The sequence below is a fragment of the Streptomyces sp. NPDC047706 genome (assembly GCF_043204795.1).
Classification (GTDB): Bacteria; Actinomycetota; Actinomycetes; order Streptomycetales; family Streptomycetaceae; genus Streptomyces.
Genome location: NZ_JBIDCW010000006.1, coordinates 275,352 through 291,444, shown reverse-complemented (window position 1 = coordinate 291,444; position 16,093 = coordinate 275,352). Strand labels below are relative to the sequence as shown.

The window sequence follows — 16,093 nt, the reverse complement described above, 5'->3', positions numbered from 1 at the left end:
ACGGGAGCCCTGACGCTTCTCGGCCGGCGTCAGCGCGGGATCGGCAGCGCCGGACGGCCCCGTCACCGGACGGGTCGCGTGCTCTCGCGGACCGGCGTCCTCGCAGGAGCGCATGCCGTGGCCGATGATGCAGCACGGTCACCGGCGGGGACAACGGTCACCCCGGGCCACTGGTGCCACCGGCCGGGTGATGCCGCCCATCTCAGACGGGCCCGGGTCAGGCGGGCCGGGTCACCGCGGTCAGCACCAGGCCACGGCGCACCAGCCAGCGGCCCTCGAGGGTGCCGCACGAGGGGGCTCCGGGAAGCAGTCGGACGGTGAAGGCCGGTCCGTCGGCGTCAAGGACGATGTCGGTGCGGTCGTATCCCGGCCATCGCACGGCCAGAGGGGTGCACGCCTTGTAGAAGGACTCCTTGACACTGAAGAGGAGCCGGTCCCAGCGCACTTCCGGCCGCCTGACCAGGAGGTCGGCGACCTGGGCCAGCTCCCGGTCCGTCGCGATCCGCCGCAGGACGGTCACGGGCAGCGGCTCGTTCGGTTCGGCGTCGACACCGAGTGAGGCGAACACCGTCCGTCTCGCCACCACGGCGACGCGGTAGCCGGCGCAGTGCGTGATGCTCCCCACGACCCCCGCCGGCCACCGCGGTGCCCGGCGCGGGCCCGCCGGCAGGGGGGCGGGCGCCACCTCCAGTCGGGAGAGCGCACGACGAGCCAGGTGGCGTGCCGTGGCGAACTCCGCACGTCTCTCCGGCCCCGCCCCCGCGACGGCGGACTCCTCCGCCGGATACAGCCGCGCGCTTGCGAGGTCGCCGAACGCTTCGGCGTGTTCGACACCCGGGGGCAGCAGTTCCTCGATCACGGGCGGCCCCACCGGCGCTGCCCGTCCCCCGTCGAGGACCGGCCACGGTGAGTGTGTCCCCGCCGCCACGGACCGTCGTGGCCGCCCGCTGTGGCGTCCCGTTCCGGAGCGCGGTTCGGGTGGTATACCGGGACATTGCATGTCTCCGGCCGGTCACGCGGGGTGATATGTGTGCGGGGCGCGGCGAATTCCGCTTGGCCGAAGAGCCAGGTGCCGGTGTCCACGGCATCGTCGAATGCTTTCGAATACGCGCCGCGTGTGGCTAGTATCCGACGCGTTTGCGGCTCAGGGATCTTCGGATGCCTGGTTCCGGTCACGGGGAAAGCGGAGAGAAAAATCGGCGTGTCGTCAAGAGTGAACATCGGTGTTCTGTCCCTGAGTTGGCCCATCTTCTTTCAACTCGGTTTCACCTATTGTATGGGACTTGTCGACGTCTGGGCTCTGGGACATATTTCGGATGCCGCGGCGGGGTCCGTGGGTTCGGTGAACACCGTCATGACTTTCGTGCTGATGATGTTCTCTTTCATGGGGCAGGGCGGGAGCCTCGTCTATGCCCGGATGCTGGGGCGGGGGGAGACGAGGAAAGCCGAGCAGTGCTATTTCGTCGCCCTGGTCCTGCATCTCGTGCTGGGTGTGGTGGTGAGCGCCGCGCTCTTCCTGTGGGCCGAGGACGTGGCGGGCCTGCTGGGGTTGGAGCGCGAGCACCTGGCCCACGGCACGACGTTCCTGCGTATCGTCGGCGGCAGTTGTCTGCTGCACTCGCTGGTGGCGATGCTGGGCGGCGTCATGGCCGCGAACGGCCGGACCCGGGCGGCCATGTTCGCCGCGATCTTCACCAACGTGGTCAACGTCGCCGCGATCGGTGTCCTGGTCCTGTCCCCCGCCGGTCCTGAGTGGGGTGTGCGCGGGGTCGCACTGTCCACGGCCCTCGCGACGGCGGCCGGGTTGCTGTTCAGCGTCTGGCTGGTCTTCCGCGGGCTCCGGATCCGCTTCCGGCGGCCCGCCGATGCGCGGCAGGTGAGGGCGCACGGCGCGCTCCTCCTGGCCTTCTCGTTGCCCACCATGCTGGAACCCGCGTTCTGGCAGGCCGCCCAGATCGCCACCACCCGCATCATCGCCGAGGTCGGGGAGCCCGAACTCGCCGCCCGCATGTACACGTTGAGCATCACCAACATGATCGGCATGGTGTCGTCGGCGCTTTCCCAGGGTCTCCAGATCACCGTCGGCCACCTCGTCGGAGCCGGCGAACTCGACCGCATTCGACACATCTCCCGGACGACGCGGTGGTGGGGCGTCGCGGTGGCGTTCGTCCTGGCGCTGGCGGCGGCCCTGTCCGGGGGATGGATCATGGACGGCTTCACCGATTCCCCGGAGGTCGCCGAGGCGGGCCGGCTCCTGCTGTGGTGCGGTCTGCTCTACCTCCCGGCTTCCTCGCTCATCATGACCACGGCGAGCACGCTGCGCGCCGTGGGACACGTCAACTACCCGGCCGCGACGGGCATCCTGGTGCTGTGGGGGGTCTTCATCCCCCTCGCCTACGTCCTGTCGCTGCCGCTCGGCCTGGCCATCCTCGGCGTGATGATCGCTATGGCGGTGGACGAGAACCTGCGGGCCCTGCTGCTCACGGCCCGGTGGCGTTACGTCTCGGCGCCGGGGCGGGCCGGGCGGCTCGTCACGAAGTCGGCGGACATCCCGCCCGTCGGCGTCTGAGCCTCACCCTTCCCCTCCCGGGACTTCGCGCCCCTCGCCGCCGTCCCCCCTGTGCCCCTGTGCTCCTTCCTCTCTAGTTCTGCCTCGGAGAATGCCGTGAAAGCCAGTCTCGTCATCCCCACCTACAACTCGAAGGAACTCCTGGTCCCCTGCCTGGTGTCGTTGAACCACCAGCGGCTGGACGAACCCGACGAGTTCGAGGTCGTCCTGGTCGACGACGGTTCCACCGACGGCACCGGGGAAGCCGTCGACGCGCTGGACCTCAGCTATCCGGTGCGGCGCGTGTACGTGCCACGCACGGAGAGTTCCTGCCGTTCCGCGGCACGCAACGCCGGTATCCGCGCCGCCGAAGGGGACCTGGTCGTCTTCGCGGACGGCGACCAGATCATCGACCCCCTTTTCCTCCAGGAGCACATCCGCTGCCACCGCACGCGCCCCGGCATCGTGGCCATCGGGTTCCGGGACTACCTCGCACCCGGGGCGGTCGACCTGCCCGCCCTCGGGCGCTCCTTCACCCCCGAGGCCCTCCCGCCGGTCGTCGCGGTGGACGAGCGTGCCGAGGTCACGGACACCCTGTCGCAGAACCTGGCCAACCTGGCCACGGGGTGGCACTTCCTGTACGGCTGCAACTTCTCGGTCCGCACCGAGCACCTGCTGGCCGTGGGCGGGTTCGACGAGGACATCAGGAAGTGGAGCTTCGAGGACGTCGAGTTGGGCTACCGGCTCCACCGGATCGGCCTGACCCTCGTCCACAATCCCTTCTCCCGGGTCTACCACCAGCACCACCCCGAGTCCGACGCGGACCGCTACGCGGCCTGGCGGGAGAACCTCGCCCTGCTCACCGCCAAGCACCCCGAGCCGGAGGTCCGGCTGCAGGAGGTCCTCGACGCCTACTTCGACCCCCGGCGCGAGGACCGCTCCAGTTGGTTCGACGCCTACCTGCGCTTCGAGTTCGCCTGCCGGGCGGTCGCCGGCCGGCTGCCGCTCGGGCGGTCGTACGAGGTCCTGGTCGTGGACGAGTCCAACCTGGACGGCGCGGTGCCGGAGATCGAGTCAGCGGGCGCGGTGCAGGACCTCGTCGTGGTCGACACCACCGACGACCGCGACCTGCCCGTCACCGTCCAGACCCTGCGGACCGGCCGCGAACTGCTGTACTTCAAGAACCCCGGCCCCGAACTGCTCAAGCAGGCGGCGAAGTCCTTCGGGTGCGGCGCGCTCCTCACCGTCGGAACGGAGAGCTGAGCACCGTGGTGGACACCTCCTCGAAGCCCCCCTTCACCGGAGACAGCGCCGCCATCAGCCGGCTGGTGGCGGAGGTGCGACGCGGCCGGGTCCCGTCGTACGCCCCCTCCCTCAGCCGTGCGAACCAGGCACTGGCCGATCTCCTCATCCACGACCCGGGGCGCCTCGATCCGGCCGCCCCCGACCCGGTCTTCGCCACGGGGCCCCGGCCGCGGGCCGAAGAGCCGGTGCCGTTCCTGCCCCGGGAGCGGTTGCTGACGCGACAGGAGCAGCGCACCGCGACGGAATGCTTCGCCCGCGCGCTGGCCGACGGCGCGCTGACCAGCGGACCGGCCGTGGCCGAGTTCGAGGACGCCTTGGCCGACTTCCTCGGCCTGCCGCACGTGGTGGGCACCGGCAGCGGCACCGACGCCCTCGTCATCGCGCTGCAAGCGGTCGGGGTCGGCCACGGTGACGAGGTGATCATGCCGGCCAACAGCTTCGCCGCGACCGAGAACGCCGTGTGGGCGCGCGGGGCCACCCCGGTCCTCGTCGACGTCGACCCCGACCGTCACACCCTGGACCCGGACCTGGTCGAGGCCGCGGTCGGTCCGCGTACGCGCGCGATCCTCCCCGTCCACCTCTACGGGCGTCTGGCCGAGGTGCGGGCCCTGGCCCGGGTCGCCCGCCGGCACGGCCTGCGCGTCGTGGAAGACGCCTGCCAGGCCATCGGTGTCACCGGTGTGGGCCGGTACACGGACGCGGCCGTCCTCAGCTTCAACCCCTACAAGAACTTCGGACTGACCGGCAAGGCGGGCGCCGTCGTGACCCGCGACGAAGAGGTCGCCGCGCGGGCCCGGAGGTTCAGCTACCACGGTTTCGACCCGAAGCGCAAGAACGTCAAGGAGGACGGATACGGGCTCAACGCGCGGATGGACAACTCGACCGCCGCGGTCGGTCTCGGCCTGCTGCCGCGCCTGACCCTGAACAACTACCGCCGGGCCTACCTGGCCGGACGCTACCTCGACGACTGCGCGGAGGTGGCGGCGGGCGGCTCGGTCCTGCTGCCCGAATCCGGACCGGACCACGCCTGGCACCTGTTCGGCGTACGCATCCCCGCCGGACGTGCCGCGCGGGACGCGGTCCGGGACCACATGCGGTCCACGGGCCGGGTGGAGACGGACCTCTACTACCCGCTGCTCACCCACCGCCAGCAGACCCCCCTGCACCGCGAGCTGTTCAGCCGGGTGACGCTGCCGCGGACCGAACACCTCCACGACACCGTCCTCCACCTGCCCCTGCACAACAACCTGTCCCTCACCGAGCAGGACCGAGTGATCGAGGCGTTGCATGCCGCCGTCCGTGCCACCCTCCACTGACCTCGGCGTACTGCCGATGCCGCGCACGGTGCGCACCGTGGTGTTCTCCGACTTCGACGAGACCTACCTGGCCCACGCCGGCACCCCGGGGCACGTGCGCTCGCGGCGCCGGCTGGAGAGCTACCTCGCCGAGGCGGCCCAACGGCACGGGATGCTGTTCGGCTGGGTGACCGGCAGTTCCCTCGGCTCCGTGCTGCGCAAGACCGAGACGCACGGGATGCACACCCTGCCGCACTTCCTGGCGTGTTCGCTCGGCACCGAGCTGTACACGGTGCGGGACGGCGCTCTCCATCCGGACCCCGGCTGGCTGCGGGGACTGCCCGGCAGCGCGCACATCGCCGTGCTCGCGGAACAGGTCGTACGGGAACTGCGCCTTCGGGGCATGCCCCTCGTACCGCAGCACAACCGCCCGCCCGGCACCAGGGTGATCAGCCACTACTACTACGCCCAGGACGCGGAGCGCGACGCCCGAAACCTCGCCCTCGTCCGGCAGGTGGCGGAGGCCCTCTCGCTCGGGGTCAGCGTCAGCCGCTGCAGTCCGGCGGCCGGCGACCCCGAGGACTGCTACGACGTCGACTTCCTGCCGCCCGCCTGTGGCAAGCGCCGGATCGTCGACTACGTCTGCCGCGTGCACGGGGTGGACCCCGCGGGCGCCTACGCCTTCGGGGACAGCGGCAACGACCTGGAGATGCTGGCCGCCGTCGGCGCGGGGACGCTGGTCGGCAACTGCACCGAGGAGGCCCGGAGCCGGTACCCGCGCGTGTCCGCGTGGAGCCACACGGACGCGATCTTCTACGAACTGCGGAAGGAACTAGGGGTTTGCGAGTCGGAATAATCGGCGCCGGCGGCATCGGCCGGGTCCACGCCGAGGCGGTACGGGCCGGCACCGGTGTGTCCCTGGCCGGGGTGTACGACGTGGACCGGGACAGAGCGCGGTCGCTGGCCGGCGTCCTCGGCACGCGCGCCTTCGGCTCCCCGCACGAACTGTACGAGTCGTCCACCGGCGTGATCATCGCCGCGCCGAACCGGACCCACGCCGGCTACGCGCGGGAAGCGCTGGAGAACGGCCGCAGCCTGCTCTGCGAGAAGCCCATGGCGGTGTCCCTGGCCGAGGCCGCCGACATGCGTACCCGGGCGGCGGCCTCCGCCGCGGTGTGCGCCATGGGTTTCAACTACCGGTACCTCGGGGTCGTGCAGGAGGCGCGCAGACGGATCGCCGACGGTGCCCTCGGACGTGTTCTGCACGTCGACATCGCCTTCACCCGCTCCAGCGCGCTCACCCGCAAGCACGTCACCTGGCGGGACGGCGAGGCGGAGCGGTGCACCAGCGGCGCGCTCGGCGACCTGGGGGTGCACCTGATCGACCTGCTGCACTTCCTCTCCGACAGCCGGGTCGACCTCACCCGCTGCCGGGTGGGGCTGCAGACCAAGGTCCCGAGGAAGGGCGGTGTGGAGGTGAAGGTCGACGACCACGCCTTCGTCAGCGGCCTTCTGGAGGACGGGCCCTCCTTCACGCTCACCGCTTCCAAGGCGACCCGGCCGGAGCACGCCGGGTTCACCCTGGCCCTGATCGGCAGCCGCGGCGACCTCGTCCACGACTCCAAGGACGGTCCGGTGCTGCACGCGCGGGACGGGGTGGACTGGGAGCCGGTCAAGGTGCTCGGCTCCGGCCGGCTGGCGGACCCGGCCGGTGAGGTGCCCGGCTGGGCGGACTCCTTCGTCGACCAACTCCACGCCTGGGCGGGTGTCGTGGCCGGGGCCCGGCCCCCGGTGCCTGTGGCAGACTTCGACACCGGCTACCGCGCGCAGCGGGTGCTCGAGGAACTGCTGCGGTTGGGAGGACGCGTGTGACCCACCGGCCCGAGGATCAACGCCCCACGCTCGAGGACGTGGCCCTGATGTCCGGGGTGTCGCGCTCCACCGTGTCTCGGGTGATCAACGGCTCGCCACGGGTGAGCGCCACCGTCTTGCGGCGGGTCCGCCAGGCGGTGACCGAGCTGGGCTACGTTCCCAACCAGGCTGCCCGCAAGTTGGTCACCCGACGCAACGACGCGGTCGCGGTCGTCGTGACCGAGCCGCAGAACCGGCTCTTCATCGACCCGTTCTTCGACCTCCATCTGCGCGGTATCCGCGAGGAACTCGCCCGGCACGGCGCCCAGCCGGTCTTGCTGCTGATCGAGGAACCGGACGACTACGCGCGCGTCGGCAACTTCCTGGGGGGCAGCCATGTCGACGGCGCGCTTCTCTTCTCGCTGCGCGCCGACGACCCGCTGCCGGAGACCTGTGCTCGGATGGGGCTGCCCACCGTCCTCGGCGGCCGTCCGTTTCTCGGCGCCGGGGAGACCGACGCCGGTCACGCGTACGTCGATGCGGACAACCGCGGCGGCGCCGCCGACGCCGTCCGTCATCTGGTGTCCCTGGGCCGCACCCGGATCGCGACCATCACCGGGCCGCTCGACCAGGCGGCCGCGGTGGACCGTCTCGACGGGTACCGGGACGTCCTGCCGGACCGACCCCTTGAGATGATCGTCGAGGGCGACTTCACGCTGCGGGGAGGCGCGGCGGCGATGGCCGTGCTCCTGGAGCGGTCACCCGACCTGGACGCCGTCTTCGTCGCCTCCGACCTGATGGCCGAGGGTGCCCTGCGGGTCCTGCGCGAGCGCGGCCGCAAGGTGCCGGACGACATCGCCCTCGTCGGCTTCGACGACGTGAGGTCGATCGCCGAGGCGATGGACCCGCCGTTGACGACCGTGCGCCAGGACATCGAGGGCATGGGCCGCCTGATGGCCCGGCTGCTGTTCGAACGGGCCGCGGATCCGTCCGCGGACAGCGGGGACCGGCCGCGGTCCTCCCTCATCGTCCCCACTCGGCTGGTGCTGCGGCAGTCGGCCTAGCTGTTCTGTCCCGGGAGGTCGTGGACGGGTGAGCCAGGTCTCGGTTGAGGGATCTTGAACAGGTGAGGGCCTTCCGGTTCGGTGTGGATTGCGACGTCTACACCTGACTGAAAGGCCCTCGTGCCCCACCGTAATGCACCCCTGACCGAGACCGGACGGCTGCGCCTGGCCCGCTGCGTGGTCGAGGACGACTGGCCCCTGCGCCGGGCCGCCGAGCGCTTCCAGGTCTCACCCACCACCGCCCGGCGCTGGGCCGACCGCTACCGGCAGCTCGGCGAGGCCGGCATGTCCGACCGCTCCTCCCGTCCGCGCACCAGCCCGCGCCGGACCCCGACCCGCACCGAACGCCGGATCATCAAGGTCCGCTGCCCGCGCCGCTGGGGCCCGGCCCGCATCGCACACCCGCTGCATCTGGTGCCCTCGACCGTGCACCGGGTCCTGACCCGCTTCGGCCTGGCCCGCCTCACCCAGGACGAGAAGAAGGAGACCGCTACCGGCTTCTGGACCCGGGCCCACACCTTCTTCACCGAGTGCGGGATCACCGTCGAGCGCGTGCTGACCGACAACGGCTCCTGCTACCGATCCTGCGACTGGCGAGACGCTCTGGCGGCGGCCGGGATCACCCACAAACGCACCCGGCCTCACCGCCCGCAGACCAACGGCAAGGTCGAACGCTTCAACCGCACCCTGCTCGACGAATGGGCCTACGCCCGCCCCTACCGCTCAGAAGCCGAGCGCCGCGAAGCGTTCCCGCGGTGGCTGCACACCTACAATCACCACCGCGGACACACCGCGCTCAAGGGCCAACCACCCGCCAGCCGCGTCCCCAACCTCACGGGTCAATACACCTAGCCCGGCCGAGCGGCGCGAACGGCAGGACGGCCCGCCCGGTGAGCAGGGTCAGACCGTGAGCACCGCAGCCGAGCGCGGCGGAGCGCTCGCCGGCCGGCGCGTGGAGGTGCACGTGGTCGAACGGGGTCTCGGCGCCGACCCGGCGGTCGAGCGCACCGTCGCCCGCCAGACTTCCGGTGAAGAGCAGCCGTGCGCGCGGGAGTTCGCTGGCCCAGTTGGCGAGCTGGCCAAGCACGGCGGTCTCGATCTGGGTCTGCGCCCAGCGGGACACGTCCGCGTGGAAGGCGAGGTCGGCCGCGGTGGGGACGGCGAGGGCCGATCGCGCCCGTGCGGGGTCCAAGTGCCCCAGTGCCGAAGCCTCGACGCTGATGCGGCTCCCCTCGGACCGCAGGGCCGCCGCGTCGCTCCATCGGCCGGGGCGCCCCGACGAGGCCAGCGCGGCGAGGCCGCCGGCCCGACCATGGCCGTCCGCGGCCGTCCCGAAGACATAGCGGCACACGTGGCGCCGGAAGTCGAGGACGGTGGAGAGCGCCGACCGGGAGGCGGGAGCGCAATGGCGCAGGCGCAGCGAGAGGTGTCCGTCGGCCAGGTCGTAGAGGCTGTCGGATTCGTACCAGACGCCGGCCTCGCGTGTGTACCGGGCTGTGCCGGGACAGGAGACGACGGCCACTGCCGCGTCCCGGAAGGGGAAGGACGCGGCAGTGGCCCGGGCCAGCGCGTCGTGCCGGCTGACCGTCACCCGGGGTACGCCCTCGGGGACGGCCGACAGCGGATCCCACGGGCGTAAGGGGTGGGGCTCGACAGCGCACTCGACGACCAGCCCGACATCCCGCCACCCGACCCCGGCGGCATCGAGGCAGTCGGCGACAGCGGCACTCCCCGGCGCTCCGCGCCTGTACCGCGACCAGGACAGCACCCGCCCGTCGGCCACCAGACACGCGGTCCCGTCCAGCCCGCCGGAGTAGCCGAGTACCAGTGCCCGAGCCATGGCCGCTCCCCTCAGCCGCCGGTGACGGCGTCGGCCGTGTGCGCGGTCAGTGCGAGGATGGTCAGCGACGGATTCGCGGCACCGGCCGCCGGGAAGACGGCCGGGCCGGTGACGAACAAGCCGTCGGTTGAGCGGGACCGGCCGCCGAAGTCCAGCCGCTGTCCCAGCGGCAGCGTCCCCGCCTCGTGGTCGGCGGTGCCCAGCAGACTGACGTAGTGGTGGGCCGTGCCGGTGGCGAGGGCGGCGCGCGCGGCCGGATCGAAGTCGACGAACTCGCGCTCCTCGGCGACCTCGACGCCCAGTGCTTCCATCAGCTTGCCGGTGATCTCGTCCCGGCGGCGGATCTGCTCCTCGTCCGCGGAGGAGAAGGAGGCGGTCACCTGCCCCTCCCAGGCCGCGGTCCCGCCCGGGGCGGCATCGTCAGGAGGGTCGAAGCGGATCTCGTCGCGGAAGGGGCCCTCCTGCTGCGCCATCCACCACAGGTCCAGCACCGGTTCGGCCAGGCCCGCGGCGTGCACCTCCATGAAGAGGTTCGCGTTCAGCTCGTTCTCGTGGTCGGACCAGAGGAAGCGGTGGTCGGAGCGGGCCCAACGGTCGGCGAGCGCGCGCGGCAGCGGGATCGCGTAGCCGTGGGTGACATGGTCGTTGAGGCCGTGCCACCGGGTGACGAGGTCCCCGGCGGCGGCGAGCGTCTGGGCGTACAGGCGGGTGTTCTCCAGCGTGCCCGCCGCCAGAACCACCACATCGGCGAGGACCTCCCGCGTCCCGCCCGCCGAGTCCGCGAACAGCACGCCGCGCACGCGTCCGGCCTCGACCAGCACCCGGATCGCTCGAAGGCCCGGGACCACGGTCGGCAGTTCCAGGCCGGTGTGCCGGGCGAGCCCGCGGCGTGCCCAGGCCATGAGCGGTGAGTACGCCCAGACGAGGCGGCCTTCGGGACCGTCGACGGACCAGCCGGCCTGCGGGACCGGCCGCAGCGAGAGGTCGGGCCAGACGGTCTTCAACTCCGCACGCGGATCGTCGGGCGTCCGGTCCGGACGAGCATCGCCGAAGGCGCTCCGCCAGTCCAGCAGTTCCCGAGTGACCGCCTGGTAGGAGCCCGGCCCGTCGCCCAGCAGACGGTCCGCCGTGTCCTGCGGCCAGTGCTCCGCGAGCACGCGCGGGCCGACCGGGAGGAGCACGCCGTGCCAGCAGCGCGAGCGACCACCGAGGGGGCCGGTCACGCCGGGGAGGTCCGCGTAGTGCGGGGAGGCGGCACGCCACCAGGGGGGCGCCCCGGGCAGGGGCGTCGTGTGCGGGGTCCGGGAGCGGTGCTCGAAACCCGTGAACGGCCCGGGGTCGACGACATGGACGTCCCGCGCGCCCCGTTCCCGGAGTTCCAGGGCGGTGCTCAATCCGCTCATGCCGCCCCCGACGACCAGGACACCGCACCTTTTCGGTAGGTCCTCTTTACTGTGCAGTCCTTCGGATATCCGCACGTACAGCTCCCGTTTTCGGTGGCTTGGTGGCTGAGCGGCGGCCTCGGAATACCAAGGATCGGGTCCGTCCGGCCGTGATATCGGCGGATACGGACCGCCCCACGCGCCATCGGTGCTTTAGTGGTGCCGAACCCAGCCGCGCCGCACGGCACGGGAATACTGTACGAGGGCGTCGGGCCGGTCAAGAATCCCCGACTCCGCCCCTACTTCGCCGCGTACGTCCCGTTCAACTGGGTCCGGTCGCCAGTTGAACGGCGGTTCTCCTCGGGCATCCTTGCGGCACACCGGGCCAGCCGGACCCGTGACTTTCTTCGGTCTTTCGTGAGAATTCCCGACGTCGGAGGGCACACAATGGGACGTTCAATTCGGCAGATCGACACGGACGGTCACAGTGTGCCCCAGCGGACCTCGGCCGACCGGCTGGCGGTCGACGGGGGCACTCCGGTGCGTCCGGTCGGCCGTCGCTGGCCGGTCTGGCCGGTACCGGCGCCCAACGCCGGGCCGTTCCTGGACACCGTGCTGCACGGGGAACGCTGGGCGATCACCAGCCCGGCGGGCCGGGAGCTGTTCGAGCGCAGGTTCGCCCGTATGTTCGCCGACTATGTCGGGACCCGTCACTGCGTCCCGGTGGACCACGGGTCGAGTGCCCTGGTGGTGGCCCTGGAAGCGCTGGGGCTCGACCACGGCGACCGCGTCCTGGTCCCCGCTCTCACCTGGGTCGCCACGGCCAGTGCGGTCCTGCGGGCCGGGCTCGTGCCCGTGCTGACGGACGTCGATCCGCTGACCGGATGCCTGGCTCCGGAGTACCTGGACTTCGGCGCGCAACCGCGCGCGGTGCTCCCGGTCCACTGGTCCTGTGCGATGGCGGACATCCCCGCGATCTCCGCGGCGGCGGCGGCGCACGGTGCGCGGGTCGTGGAGGACGCGGCGCAGGCGCACGGCGCCGAGTGGCTCGGGCGGCCGGCCGGCTCACTGGCGTTGATCGGCTGTTTCAGCATGCAGCAGTCGAAGGTGCTCGCCGCGGGTGAGGGCGGTGCGGTGGTCACGGACGACGACCGGCTCCTGTCGGTGATGCAGGAGTTGCGCGCCGACTCGCGCCGGTACACCACCGCCGAGAACGCTCCCCAGGGACTGGAACTGGAGGAGAGCGCCACCATGATGGGCGCCAACCTCTGCCTCAGCGAGTTCGGCGCGGCACTCCTGTGCGCCCAACTGGAGTCCCTGGACGCACAGCACGAGATCCGCAATCGCAACTACGCGGTCCTCGCCGGACTCATCGAGGGCGTCCCCGGCGTCCGGCTGCTGCGCCATCGCGCGGAGCAGACCCGGATCTCCGTCTACGAACTGCCGATCGTGTTCGACCCCCTGCCCACGGGGATGTCCAACAGCGAGGTGGCCGAGGCCCTCACCGCCGAACTGGGTGTCCGCTTCTACCCGCCACGGGAACCGCTCAGCCGCAGCAGACTGCTCCGGCCGTGGACCAAGCCGACGCTGGGTCCGCTGGCCGAGCGCTTCGTCGCGGAGAACCGCGGCCGCGCGTTCCCGAACGCCGAGTACCTGGCCGGCCACGCGGTGCTCACCCACCACTCGACGCTGCTCGGCGACGAGCGGGACATGGCGGACATCGCCGACGCTGTCGCGAAGGTGGTGTTCAGCCGCTCATGAGTGCCCCCGTGGGTGCCGACGGGATCACCGTGATCACCGTGACCCGGGGCCGTCCGGACCTGCTGCGCCGCTGTCTGGACACCGTGCGCGCACAGGACTTTGCGGGGCCGGTGACACATCTCGTGGTCGTGGACGACGACGAGCCGGCGTACCGCCCGCTGGCCGAGCGCACGGCACGGCAGGACAGGGGCCCGGACCGGGTGACGGCGTGGCACTTCCAGCCCCGGTCGCCGGGGGACGTCTCGGGCCCCCCGGTGCTGTCCCGGCTCCGTAACGCGGCGGTCGAGCTGGCCGGGACCGCGCTGATCAGCTTCCTCGACGACGACAACCTGCTCGAACCGCACCACCTGTCCAGCCTGTTCCACTGCATGCGGCGCACCGGAAGCCCGGCCGTGCATTCCCAGTGCCGGCTGATCCACCAGGACGGCACGCCCTATCTGGAGGCGCGGCACCCATGGGTCCGCGACGCCGAGGCAGCCCGGTCCCGGTACCTGGAGCTGCGTGAGCCCTGTGTGTACGTGCCCTGGTCCAACGTCCTGCGCGACCAGGTCGAGCCGGGCGCCGGGCCGGGCCGGGTGCGGAACGCCGACACCAGTGAATGGCTCTTCGAGCGGGCGCTGCTGCGGACCGTTCCCTTCCCGGAGACCTATGACATCGACGACTGGCGCAACGTGGTGGGCGAGGACAACAAACTCCTGCGCGCTCTCGTGGCGGCGGACGTGCCCATGGTGAGCACCCACATGCCGACCTTGCTGTACACGCTGGGTGGGTATTCCAATGCCTTTCGCGACAACGCGGTGGAGGGGGAATGGTGACCGGTCCGCCGACGACGGCGAGTGCGGTGTCCGGCACGGAGGTGGCCGACACACTCGCGTGGCTGTCCTCGAAACTCACCCCGATCCGGGTGCTGGACGCGGGCGCGCGAGGATTGCCCGCCTCGTGGGACGCGCTGGACGGTCTCGTCCGCAGCGTCGTCTGCGACCCACTGGCCGACGCCGCGGACGAGCGGGGCGACACCGTGGTCGACACCGTCGCGGTCTCCGTGCACGGGGGCCCCGAGGAACTCAAGGTGACCAGGAACCCCCACCGCTCCTCCTTGCTGGAACCCCACCGTGCCGTGGTGGCCCGGTACGGCGGCGCGGCCGGATTCGAGGTGTGCGAACGACGCCCCGTGGCCTCGATGACGCTCCGCCAGCTCCGGGACCGCCACGACTCGTTCGACGTCCTGCGGCTCACCACCCAGGGGCTGGAATACGCGTTGCTCAGCTCCGACCTGGACGCCGTGCGGGACGCGGTGTGCGTCGACGTGGCGGGCGGCCTGGTCGACAACTACGTGGGGCAGTACCCGCTGGCGGTGGTGGCCCCGCTGCTGCGCGGTCTGGGCTACTCACTGCTCGATCTGAGCACCGGAACGCGCCCGGCCGCGGGGTGGGGGGACACGGTACGGCACCAGCCCCTGGAGTACCGCGGGCTGTGGATGAAGGACGACCTGGTGTGCGGCACCGAGTCGATCCGGCTGGAGCAGGCCGTCAAGCTCCTCGTACTGAGCAAGACCCTCGGCCACCACGCCTTCGGCCACGAGCTCGCGACGACCCTGCGGCAACGGGCACTGCTGCCGCCCGGCCCCGCCCGGGTCCTGGCCAAGGCGGGCTTCTGGGCACTGCCGTGGTCACTCTGAGATTGGATGGAACATGAGGTTGCTCAAGGCATCGGCGGGACAGGCCGTCTATCACGACTTCATCATGGCCGAGCACACATCCGTCCCGGCCAAGCGGCTGTTCAACTGCTTCATCGTCGAGGGGCCGGTCGACCCCGCCCGGCTGGAACGAGCGGTGCGCATCGCGATCGCCACGCACGAGGCGCTGCGCACCTCCCTCGACGACGTCGACGGCGAACCGACCCAGGTGATCCGGGAGCCGGAGGAGATCACCGAGGCGGTCATGACGACGGTGGACTGGGACGGCTCGACCGACTCGGTCGCCGGCGTCGTCCGCGCCCTCGACAACCGGTGGACCGTTCACCGGGAACTGTCCGTGCACGTGGTGCTGGGACGCGGGCCCGGCCCGCGCAGCCTCGTCGCCTGCGTCCTGGACCACGCCTGTGTCGACGGGATGTCCGCGGAGACGGTCACCGACCTGATCAGGGCCGAGTACAACCGGCCCGGCGGCACGCCCCGTCCCGACCGGGTGCCGCAGTTCGCGGACTACTACGCGGCGATGCTCGAGGACGGGCTGGAGATCTACGACGACTGGCTGCGGACTCTTGAGTCCTCCTCGCCCGCGCTGCCGCAGTGGATGCTGGACCTGAAACGGCCCAGCGGCCGGGCGTGGACCAGGGAGCGGGAACTGAGCCTGTCCGACGCCACCAACCAGCGGCTGCGGTCACTCTCCAAGGAGTACGTCTGCACCCCGTACGAGATCGTCACGGCGGCTGTCGGCCTCTACTTCCGCCGGGCGGACGGAGCGCCGGTCCGGGTGGCCGTCACGCACAGCGGCCGTCACCGCCGGCACGGCTTCGACGTGGTGGGACTGCTGCGCAGCCAGGTGGTGGACGTGGTGGACAGCGGCCGGTGCGCGGACGTCCGGTCCTATCTCACCGAGCGGCGCGACGAACTGCGCCGGCGCATGACCCACCTGTCCCGGTTGCCCGTCGAGGAGGTCTGCCTGCGGGCGGGGCTGAGCACGGGTTGGCGGTCCGGCCCGCCCGGCCCGTGGGAGGTCGAGCTGAACGGCATGTACGAGGCCCCGGCACCGGAGGCCATGGACGGCCACGAGGTGGTGCAGGCCCCTGACTTCCTGGAGGACGCCTACTGCGAGAACGGCGGCACCACGTTCCTGCTGAACCTCTTCATGCGCCCCGACCGCGTGGACGCGACCCTGCGCTACGTGGACCCGCCGGTCTCCGAGGAGATGGCCAAGCGGGTCGGGCCGGACCTGGAGTCGGTCGTGGAGTTCCTGGCCGGCGATCCCGCCCGCCCGCTCACGGACGCGCCCGCGTTCTCCGCCCTGGCGGAGGAACTCCGGCCGCCTGCGTCCTGACCGGCCGCG

14 protein-coding genes are annotated in these 16,093 nt (G+C 71.6%); 11 read left to right on the top strand and 3 right to left on the bottom strand.

Translation table 11 applies throughout. From position 1 onward, the window contains the following. Nucleotides 1-217: 217 nt before the first annotated feature. Nucleotides 218-859, bottom strand: coding sequence for a 4'-phosphopantetheinyl transferase (locus ACGF8A_RS10070; protein WP_393106181.1), 642 nt, complete (start codon nt 857-859; stop codon nt 218-220). Nucleotides 860-1,276: 417 nt separating this feature from the next. Between ACGF8A_RS10070 and ACGF8A_RS10065 the strand changes: the two genes are divergently transcribed. The 7 genes from ACGF8A_RS10065 to ACGF8A_RS10035 all read left to right on the top strand — a co-directional run bounded on the left by ACGF8A_RS10065 (nt 1,277) and on the right by ACGF8A_RS10035 (nt 8,915). After that, nucleotides 1,277-2,569, top strand: coding sequence for an MATE family efflux transporter (locus ACGF8A_RS10065; protein ID WP_393106179.1), 1,293 nt, complete (start codon nt 1,277-1,279; stop codon nt 2,567-2,569). A 96-nt stretch (nt 2,570-2,665) separates the two neighbouring features. Beyond that, on the top strand, nt 2,666-3,811 hold the full coding sequence (locus ACGF8A_RS10060) for a glycosyltransferase family 2 protein (protein WP_393106177.1): 1,146 nt from the start codon (nt 2,666-2,668) through the stop codon (nt 3,809-3,811). A 5-nt stretch (nt 3,812-3,816) separates the two neighbouring features. Then, nucleotides 3,817-5,169, top strand: a complete 1,353-nt coding sequence (locus ACGF8A_RS10055; RefSeq protein ID WP_393106175.1) for a DegT/DnrJ/EryC1/StrS family aminotransferase — start codon at nt 3,817-3,819, stop codon at nt 5,167-5,169. Further along, nucleotides 5,153-6,004: an HAD-IIB family hydrolase gene (locus ACGF8A_RS10050; RefSeq protein WP_393106173.1), complete on the top strand. Its 852-nt coding sequence runs from the start codon at nt 5,153-5,155 to the stop codon at nt 6,002-6,004. Before ACGF8A_RS10055 ends, ACGF8A_RS10050 begins: the two co-directional genes overlap by 17 nt. Further along, on the top strand, nt 5,989-7,020 hold the full coding sequence (locus tag ACGF8A_RS10045; RefSeq protein WP_393106171.1) for a Gfo/Idh/MocA family protein: 1,032 nt from the start codon (nt 5,989-5,991) through the stop codon (nt 7,018-7,020). Before ACGF8A_RS10050 ends, ACGF8A_RS10045 begins: the two co-directional genes overlap by 16 nt. Continuing rightward, nucleotides 7,017-8,063: a LacI family DNA-binding transcriptional regulator gene (locus ACGF8A_RS10040; protein WP_393106169.1), complete on the top strand. Its 1,047-nt coding sequence runs from the start codon at nt 7,017-7,019 to the stop codon at nt 8,061-8,063. Before ACGF8A_RS10045 ends, ACGF8A_RS10040 begins: the two co-directional genes overlap by 4 nt. A gap of 120 nt (nt 8,064-8,183) precedes the next feature. Continuing rightward, nucleotides 8,184-8,915 (top strand): integrase core domain-containing protein, encoded by a 732-nt coding sequence (locus tag ACGF8A_RS10035; protein WP_393106167.1) that lies wholly within the window; start codon nt 8,184-8,186, stop codon nt 8,913-8,915. Here ACGF8A_RS10035 and ACGF8A_RS10030 read toward each other — a convergent pair. Both ACGF8A_RS10030 and ACGF8A_RS10025 read right to left on the bottom strand, forming a co-directional pair. Beyond that, complete coding sequence (locus ACGF8A_RS10030; RefSeq protein WP_393106165.1) at nt 8,896-9,903, bottom strand: hypothetical protein; 1,008 nt, start codon at nt 9,901-9,903, stop codon at nt 8,896-8,898. The two genes, ACGF8A_RS10035 and ACGF8A_RS10030, sit on opposite strands and share 20 nt — an antisense overlap. A gap of 11 nt (nt 9,904-9,914) precedes the next feature. Further along, complete coding sequence (locus ACGF8A_RS10025) at nt 9,915-11,381, bottom strand: FAD-dependent oxidoreductase (RefSeq protein WP_393106163.1); 1,467 nt, start codon at nt 11,379-11,381, stop codon at nt 9,915-9,917. A gap of 351 nt (nt 11,382-11,732) precedes the next feature. Here ACGF8A_RS10025 and ACGF8A_RS10020 point away from each other — a divergent pair, with 351 nt between their 5' ends. From ACGF8A_RS10020 to ACGF8A_RS10005, 4 genes are read left to right on the top strand one after another with little or no spacing between them, the layout of a single operon-like run. Continuing rightward, a complete protein-coding gene (locus tag ACGF8A_RS10020; RefSeq protein WP_393106161.1) occupies nt 11,733-13,046 on the top strand; it encodes a DegT/DnrJ/EryC1/StrS family aminotransferase in 1,314 nt (437 codons plus the stop codon). After that, nucleotides 13,043-13,861: a glycosyltransferase family 2 protein gene (locus tag ACGF8A_RS10015; RefSeq protein WP_393106159.1), complete on the top strand. Its 819-nt coding sequence runs from the start codon at nt 13,043-13,045 to the stop codon at nt 13,859-13,861. Before ACGF8A_RS10020 ends, ACGF8A_RS10015 begins: the two co-directional genes overlap by 4 nt. Continuing rightward, on the top strand, nt 13,855-14,724 hold the full coding sequence (locus tag ACGF8A_RS10010) for a hypothetical protein (protein WP_393106157.1): 870 nt from the start codon (nt 13,855-13,857) through the stop codon (nt 14,722-14,724). The genes ACGF8A_RS10015 and ACGF8A_RS10010 overlap by 7 nt, the downstream gene beginning before the upstream one ends. 13 nt (nt 14,725-14,737) lie before the next feature. Beyond that, nucleotides 14,738-16,084: a condensation domain-containing protein gene (locus ACGF8A_RS10005; protein WP_393106155.1), complete on the top strand. Its 1,347-nt coding sequence runs from the start codon at nt 14,738-14,740 to the stop codon at nt 16,082-16,084. Nucleotides 16,085-16,093: the final 9 nt, after the last annotated feature.